The following is a 6,668-nucleotide window of genomic DNA, read 5'->3' as shown; positions in this document are numbered from 1 at the left end:
GAACTGGCCCAGGTTAGAAAACTGGAACAGGCCATTGGACAGAAGTTTGAACAAATGGAGCTTCCGGAAGAGGTGCAGATCACTACACCTCCAAAATCTAAGAAATCAGATAAGAATAAATATTTGTCTGAAGAGGAAGATGAAAACCCCCGTGGTGGCGGTGCTTATCATCAGAAGAAAGAAAGCAATTCAAAAAATTATAACTATGGAATTGGTCAGAAAGCTAAAATGACCATGAAAAAGAAACACAGCTAATTAGAGCTGTTTCGCTTCATTCCAATAAACATCCATTTCGGCAAGTGTCATATCCTGTAGGGCCTTGCCGTTTTCTTTGGCTTTACTTTCCAGGTACTGAAACCTTTTGATGAACTTTTTATTGGTTTTTTCCAATGCATTTTCTGGGTTGATATTGATAAAACGTGCATAATTGATGAGCGAGAACAGCAGATCTCCAAATTCATCTTCGGCTTTTTCAATATCAATAGCGCTGTTGTCTACTACGTTAAACTCGGCCTTAAATTCCTGCAGCTCTTCTTCTACTTTTTCCCATACCTGGGTTTTGTCTTCCCAGTCAAAGCCTATGCCTTTTGCTTTTTCCTGTATACGGCTGGCTTTAACTAGTGAGGGCAGGCCTTTAGGTACACCGGCCAGTACGGACTTATTGCCTTCTTTGAGCTTAAGTTGCTCCCAGTTGCGTTTTACGTCGGCTTCGTCTTGTACAACCACATCGCCATAGATATGCGGGTGCCTGCTGATCAGTTTATCACAAACGCCGTTAAGTACGTCCACAATGCTAAAGTCGTTGGTTTCTGAAGCAATCCTGGCATAGAAAACCAGGTGCATCATAACATCGCCAAGTTCTTTTTTGACTTCTTCCAGATCGCCTTCCAGAATGGCGTCAGACAATTCATAGGTTTCTTCTATGGTTAAATGTCTAAGGCTTTCCATGGTTTGTTTTTTGTCCCAAGGGCATTGGGTTCTTAACGTATCGAGTACGGTTAATAGTCTTTGAAAAGCGGAAGAAGGGTCGGCAGCAGTAACTGGAGGTATGTTATTAGGCATTTTATTAGATTATTTAATGACGTTAAAGGTAATCATCATTGTGGTAACAAAAAGAATAATCAGTCCGCTTAAAAATGCGATGTCTGCTATTTTTTCCAGTTTATCACTGGCTGCATCACCTCTCCTGATGGATAAAAAGGAGAGAATGCAGCTGATCATGAATAAAAATATAGCTAAAGCTGCGGTTTCGTCAATTACCGTCACTCCACCCATTTTTGAGACTTTAACAGAAGTAAGCACAATGAAACATAAACCCAGCAGATTTGCGGAGGTATTCAGAATATGTGAAGACTTTGTTTTGGGCATGGCAATTAGTCTTTTTCCTCCAGTTTGATCTTTTTAGTAATGCGATAAACTTTACGGGGCTTCTTTTCATGCTGTTCTTCGCCCAGTAGGATGGCCCAGGGTTTTAATGGATCTACACGTTCAAAAATGATCTTCATAATGGCGAGATAGGGAATGCAAAGAAACATTCCGGGGATACCCCAAATCATTTCACCGACCACAATTCCTATAAAGGCAATAAGGGCATTGATCTTTACTTTTGACCCCACCACCAGGGGCATTAAAATGTTCCCATCCAGCGCATGTACGCCAATGAATGTGATCAGCACAAGCAATACTTTGGCACCACCGGCGGTAGCGAAGGTGATCAGTACGCTAATGGCCAGAGCGGTAAAGATGCCCAGGTAGGGAATCAGGTTAAAAATGCCGGCCACCAGACCTAATAATATGGCGTATTTAACACCCAAAAGAGATAAGATACCCACCATTAGTATGGTTACGATCACCATTTGCAGAAATAAACCGGTAATGTATTTCTTGATGATGTACTGGATCTGCTCAATGATGTCTTTTACTTTATTTGCATGTTCTTCTTTAAATACAGAGGTTAAAAAGGTAAAAAGAATCCTTCTGTAGTTTAAAATAAAGAAGGTGAAGAGTAGGATGAAGGAGAGAAACAGCATGGTGGAGGATACGGTAAGCAGGGTTGTACCTAAGACTGTGGCGCTTTTGGCCAGTGCTCCGGTAGCTGTATCATTGATGTATTTGAGTTGCTTTTCTGCGTCTACATGGAAAGTATGGTTGATCCATTCTTGTGCTTCATGAAAGGTATTAGTGACCTGTGTTTTTAATAAAGGCCAGTCTTGCCAGAGGTCACTGAGTTGGTGGGCGAAAAAATACATGATACTGCCAATACCAAACAGCATTACCACGACAGAAACTATAGAAGAGAGACTTCTTTTAAACCGGAGTTTTTTTTCCAGAAAATTGGCCAGCGGAAGCAGGAGCAAGGCCAGCAGGAAAGAAAACATAAATGGAGCAAGGATGGTTTCTCCTAAAATAGCGATATAAATAAGACTGATGATGGAGACCAGTACCATGGCCAGTTTGGTGTGGAACGGTAAAGAGATGTTTTTCATGCGTTATATCCTGTTGTGTTAAAGGCCTTTTAAAACAAACGCCCTGCCAGTTTTTTTGGCAGGGCGCTTTTATGATCAATTGTTTTTTTATTTCCAGTCGCTTGCCTTATCTAATATAGCAATATCTTCTGTGTTTAGTTTTAATGATGCTGCATTAACCAGATCTTTTAACTGATCTTTTGTGGTCACACTGGCAATTGGGGCAGTAACCGATGGACGGGCAATCAGCCAGGCGAGGGCAATACTTGCGGGGCTGGAATTGTATTGTTCGGATACCTGGTCCAATGCTTTCAGAATTTTGAAACCTCTCTCGTTAAGGTAGTTTTTTATGCCGCCTCCTCTTTTACTTTTATTTAGATCGGCTTCTGACCGGTATTTTCCAGATAAAAAGCCGCTGGCCAGGGCGTAATAGTTGATCACGCCGAGGTGATTTTCCAGGCAAAGTTCTTCATATTCTTTTTCAAAATGTTCTCTGGAATAGAGGTTGTATTCTGGCTGAAAAGTTTGATAGACCGGAAGACTGTGTTTTTTACTGGTTTCCAGCGATTCTTTTAAGCGTTCTGCAGAAAAGTTGGATGCGCCAATCCAACGTACTTTACCTGCGCGAATCAGTTCGTCATAAGTTTCGAGCGTTTCCAGTACCGGGGTTTCAGGGTCATCATAGTGGCTCTGATACAGGTCTATATAGTCTGTTTGAAGTCTTTTTAAAGAATCTTCTACCCTTGCGGTGATGTATTTTTTGGTAAGTTTTTTACCTTCTCCCATATCAGCACCTACTTTGGTGGCAATGATCACGTCTTTGCGGTTGTTGCGGGCTTTTAGCCAGTTTCCAATAATGGTTTCTGATTCTCCACCCTGGTTTCCGGGGTTCCATCTGGAATATACATCGGCTGTATCTATGAAATTAAAGCCTGCCTCTACAAAGCCATCCAGGATCTCAAAAGATCTGTTTTGGTCTATAGTCCATCCAAAAACATTACCCCCAAAGGTAATTGGGGAAACAAATAAGTCTGTATTACCTAATTTTCTTTTATCCATGATCAATAATTAAAGAGATTGAATAACAAATGTATAGCCCGGAGGTTTTAAATTCTGTCCTGGATATGTCAATATCAGTAATTAATCTTCGTTTTTTACAGCCCGTAACATTTCCCGCTTACCCGGTGCACCTGGAAGTTTTTGAATTTGCAGGCCCTGGCTCTTTAAAGCACGTTTCAACTTTCCGGTGATGGCGTAGGTTACAAAAATTCCTCCTGGTTTTAAGAAGGAGCATACATGGGCGATGATTTCATCTGACCACATTTCAGGTTGATGCTGTACAGAAAATGCATCAAAATAGATCAGGTCGTAGGATTTTGTATCCTTGAAATTTTCCAGTTGTATATGCGGAATGAAAAGCTGTAACAGCGGGTGTAATCTGGCTGGCGCTTTTAGGGCGACTTCATATTGGCTGCTTAAACTTTCCCAAACCGAGGCCGGAACATATTGATCGTAGCCTGTACTATTGAGTTCTTCCTGGCTTAATGGATAGGCTTCAATGCCTGTATAATCAATGTCCATATTTTTTTCTGCGGCATAAACTGCTGTGAACAGGAAATTCAAGCCGGTACCAAAGCCAATTTCCAGAATGGAGAGGGCTTTGCCTGGAAATTTCTCTTCTGCATATTTGAGGCCTGCATCTATAAATACATGCTTGCTTTCTTGTACAGCCCCATGTTTGGAATGATAATGTTCTCCAATGGTTTCGTTATATAGGGTATTCGAGCCGTCGGCGGTTTGGGTGAGTGTATTCATTTTTCCAAAATTAGCAGAAAAGCTGTTTAAATTGTTGAATATTTTACTTATTGAGCGTAATGAGTGGAGGGGCTGCCTGCTATCTTTATAGTTCTAAACCAAATATAGATGAACAGGATAGGTACTAAGGGCTGGCTGTTGCTGGCCGTTTTACAAGTGGTTTTGGCTGCTGGATTTGCCCAAAAAGTGAAGCAGGATAAATCAGGTAAGAGCGAGTGGGTATACCTGGATAAGGGAAAACTTAATTATAAAACACTTCCGGGAGGAGGCCGGATCATGGACTTTTCTTATGCCGGTTACATGGGAGGTGGGGTTGCCATTCCGGCTCCGAAGGTGCAGTTGGTTTTAAGCTCTCAGGCTGGAGACAACACGGATGCGATACAGTTGGCTATTGATAAGGTTTCGCAAATGCCTTTGGAAAATGGCTTTAGAGGGGCCGTTTTGCTGAGAGAAGGTGTTTATGATTGTGACCGCGCTCTTGTGATCAATAGTAATGGTGTAGTGCTCCGGGGGAGTGGTTCAGGAGAAAAAGGAACAGTGATCAATATGACGGGAAAGCCGCATGTCTGTATTTCTGTGAGGGGGGCTGTGGAGTTGAAGAGTAGTGGGGTATCTTCTGTGTTTGCGGATACTTATGTGTCCTCTGGTGCGATGTCTTTTACGTTGAAGGATGCTTCCCGCTTTGCCGTTGGGGATATGATCCGTATTTCGAGGCCGGTAACGGAAGCCTGGGTACATTTTATGGGGATGGACCGGTTGATGAGGAATGGAAAAAAGCAAACCTGGATTACGGGAGAGATTACTACAGAGCGTGTGATTAAGGAAATTGCGAAAAATAAGATTACGGTTGATGTTCCGTTAACGGATAGTTATGATGCTCAATATTTGGGGAAAGAAGGGGTGGAGGTGACCAGGGTCAGTATGGATGGAATGCTGTCGCAAATTGGATTTGAAAATCTGAGAATGGTTTCACCCAAACAATCGGGGACGATCAATGAAGGGCATCATAAAGCTTTTAGTATGAGTGGGGTGTCGGATGCCTGGGCGAGAAATATTGACGTGTTTAATACAGTAAACAGTGTAAGTGTGACCGGCAAGCGGATTACAGTGGAGCAGGTGAGGATCTTTCATGAACTGCCAACAGAGGGGGCGGCTAAACCGGCTGATATCAATGGAAGTGGACAGCAGTTGCTTTTTAACAAATGTAGCATCCAGGGAGATAATATGTTTTTCTTTGGAACAGGGGCAAAGGTCACTGGTCCGGTTGTGGTGCTGAACTGTGTTTTTCGTGGAAACGGATGGATACAGCCGCATCAGCGATGGGCTACGGGTTTGCTGGTAGATGGTTGCAGGGTTCCTGATGGGGGAATTGATTTTATGAACCGGGGGGCGATGGGCTCAGGGCATGGCTGGGCTATTGGCTGGGCCGTGGCCTGGAATTGTGCGGCGAAAAGTTTTTTGAACCAGCAGCCTCCGGGTGCTGCGAATTGGGTGATTGGTGGTTTTGGTGAGCCTCAAAAGAAAGCGATGCCTTTTGATCAGGTGCCTTTGCTTGCAGAGGGTATTTATGATGTGCCTGGTGTAAGTGTGTTGCCCCAGAGTCTTTACCTTGAGCAATTGTCGGAAAGATTGGGAGCGCAAGCGGTTAAAAATATTGGGTATTAAGTTGCGGTCACCTTCCTGAAAGACAGAAGGCGACCGCTTTGTTTCTTATTTTGAGGATTCGTCAGTGGTGGTATTTCCTTTCCAGTTGCCAAATGCTTTTTGTGCAATGGCTTTAGCGGCAGATGGGGTAATGTTTCCGGCAATGGTCAGATAAGCTTTAGACAAGTCGATTTGATTGCTGTTGTAGGCTTTTACTTCATTGATCTTACCATTGGTTTCTTTTTCGGACGCATTAAAGAGACCTGTTACCAGGTTTTGTAAACCTTCTTGTTCTGCTTCTTTAACCGCATCATCTTCTGTTTTGAAATTAGCATATACTTTAGAAATTCCTGTGTTTTGAGCTACGATGACGGTTAAGCCATTTTTAAGTTTAAAGCTTACCGGATCTTTCATACTGCCTGTTTGGGCATGAGCAAATTGGGCTGCGAATAAGCTGATAACGATTAGTAATAAGTTTTTTATTGTTCTCATAGATTTAAAATTGCTGAATCTTTTTAGGAAGCGATCACGTATGTATTGATGGTCGTTTCCAAATGTTTTTACCTGTTTATTTTTATGGCAGCAAAATTAGTTTGCCAGAGAATGTGATAATATAAGGGATAGGCAGAAAGGCAAAATGGCACGATGAATGAAGAATTAAACTCTTTGAGATTTTTTTTAAGCCCCTATGCTATTTAAGTCGATTAGTTTTCTTTTTCTTAATAATTGTAATTATTTTAGTAC

Annotated in this window: 7 protein-coding genes and 1 pseudogene; 2 read left to right on the top strand and 6 right to left on the bottom strand. The window is 42.2% G+C overall.

Annotated features, from left to right (window positions below):
* Positions 1 to 255 (top strand): annotated as a pseudogene (locus DBR11_RS30305) (ATP-dependent helicase); the annotation flags it as partial.
* On the opposite strand, the gene mazG reads toward DBR11_RS30305, so the two are convergent.
* From mazG to mnmD, 5 genes are all read right to left on the bottom strand, one after another.
* Positions 256 to 1,062 carry a nucleoside triphosphate pyrophosphohydrolase gene (gene mazG, locus DBR11_RS22630; protein ID WP_108554880.1) on the bottom strand — a complete coding sequence of 269 codons (807 nt, stop codon included), beginning with the start codon at positions 1,060 to 1,062 and terminating at the stop codon, positions 256 to 258.
* A 9-nt stretch (positions 1,063 to 1,071) separates the two neighbouring features.
* Positions 1,072 to 1,368 (bottom strand): hypothetical protein, encoded by a 297-nt coding sequence (locus DBR11_RS22625; protein WP_108554879.1) that lies wholly within the window; start codon positions 1,366 to 1,368, stop codon positions 1,072 to 1,074.
* Positions 1,369 to 1,373: 5 nt separating this feature from the next.
* Positions 1,374 to 2,486 carry an AI-2E family transporter gene (locus tag DBR11_RS22620; RefSeq protein ID WP_108554878.1) on the bottom strand — a complete coding sequence of 371 codons (1,113 nt, stop codon included), beginning with the start codon at positions 2,484 to 2,486 and terminating at the stop codon, positions 1,374 to 1,376.
* 87 nt (positions 2,487 to 2,573) lie between these two features.
* Positions 2,574 to 3,524 carry an aldo/keto reductase gene (locus DBR11_RS22615; RefSeq protein ID WP_108554877.1) on the bottom strand — a complete coding sequence of 317 codons (951 nt, stop codon included), beginning with the start codon at positions 3,522 to 3,524 and terminating at the stop codon, positions 2,574 to 2,576.
* Between the two features lie 81 nt (positions 3,525 to 3,605).
* Positions 3,606 to 4,280 carry a tRNA (5-methylaminomethyl-2-thiouridine)(34)-methyltransferase MnmD gene (mnmD, locus tag DBR11_RS22610; RefSeq protein WP_108554876.1) on the bottom strand — a complete coding sequence of 225 codons (675 nt, stop codon included), beginning with the start codon at positions 4,278 to 4,280 and terminating at the stop codon, positions 3,606 to 3,608.
* Positions 4,281 to 4,388: 108 nt separating this feature from the next.
* On the opposite strand from mnmD, the gene DBR11_RS22605 reads away from it, so the two are divergent.
* Positions 4,389 to 5,945, top strand: a complete 1,557-nt coding sequence (locus DBR11_RS22605) for a hypothetical protein (protein ID WP_108554875.1) — start codon at positions 4,389 to 4,391, stop codon at positions 5,943 to 5,945.
* Between the two features lie 45 nt (positions 5,946 to 5,990).
* Here the strand turns inward: DBR11_RS22605 and DBR11_RS22600 are convergent, their stop codons facing one another.
* A complete protein-coding gene (locus tag DBR11_RS22600; RefSeq protein WP_108554874.1) occupies positions 5,991 to 6,416 on the bottom strand; it encodes a hypothetical protein in 426 nt (141 codons plus the stop codon).
* Between the last annotated feature and the right edge of the window lie 252 nt (positions 6,417 to 6,668).

The sequence above is a fragment of the Pedobacter sp. HMWF019 genome (assembly GCF_003061025.1).
Classification (GTDB): domain Bacteria; phylum Bacteroidota; class Bacteroidia; order Sphingobacteriales; family Sphingobacteriaceae; genus Pedobacter.
This window is presented reverse-complemented; position numbering and strand designations above follow the sequence as displayed.

Bases quoted from the DNA above. Each gene is read 5' to 3' on its own strand.
- mazG (WP_108554880.1), bottom strand. From the start codon at position 1,062: ATGCCTAATAACATACCTCCAGTTACTGCTGCCGACCCTTCTTCCGCT.
- DBR11_RS22625 (WP_108554879.1), bottom strand. From the start codon at position 1,368: ATGCCCAAAACAAAGTCTTCACATATTCTGAATACCTCCGCAAATCTG.
- DBR11_RS22620 (WP_108554878.1), bottom strand. From the start codon at position 2,486: ATGAAAAACATCTCTTTACCGTTCCACACCAAACTGGCCATGGTACTG.
- DBR11_RS22615 (WP_108554877.1), bottom strand. From the start codon at position 3,524: ATGGATAAAAGAAAATTAGGTAATACAGACTTATTTGTTTCCCCAATT.
- mnmD (WP_108554876.1), bottom strand. From the start codon at position 4,280: ATGAATACACTCACCCAAACCGCCGACGGCTCGAATACCCTATATAAC.
- DBR11_RS22605 (WP_108554875.1), top strand. From the start codon at position 4,389: ATGAACAGGATAGGTACTAAGGGCTGGCTGTTGCTGGCCGTTTTACAA.
- DBR11_RS22600 (WP_108554874.1), bottom strand. From the start codon at position 6,416: ATGAGAACAATAAAAAACTTATTACTAATCGTTATCAGCTTATTCGCA.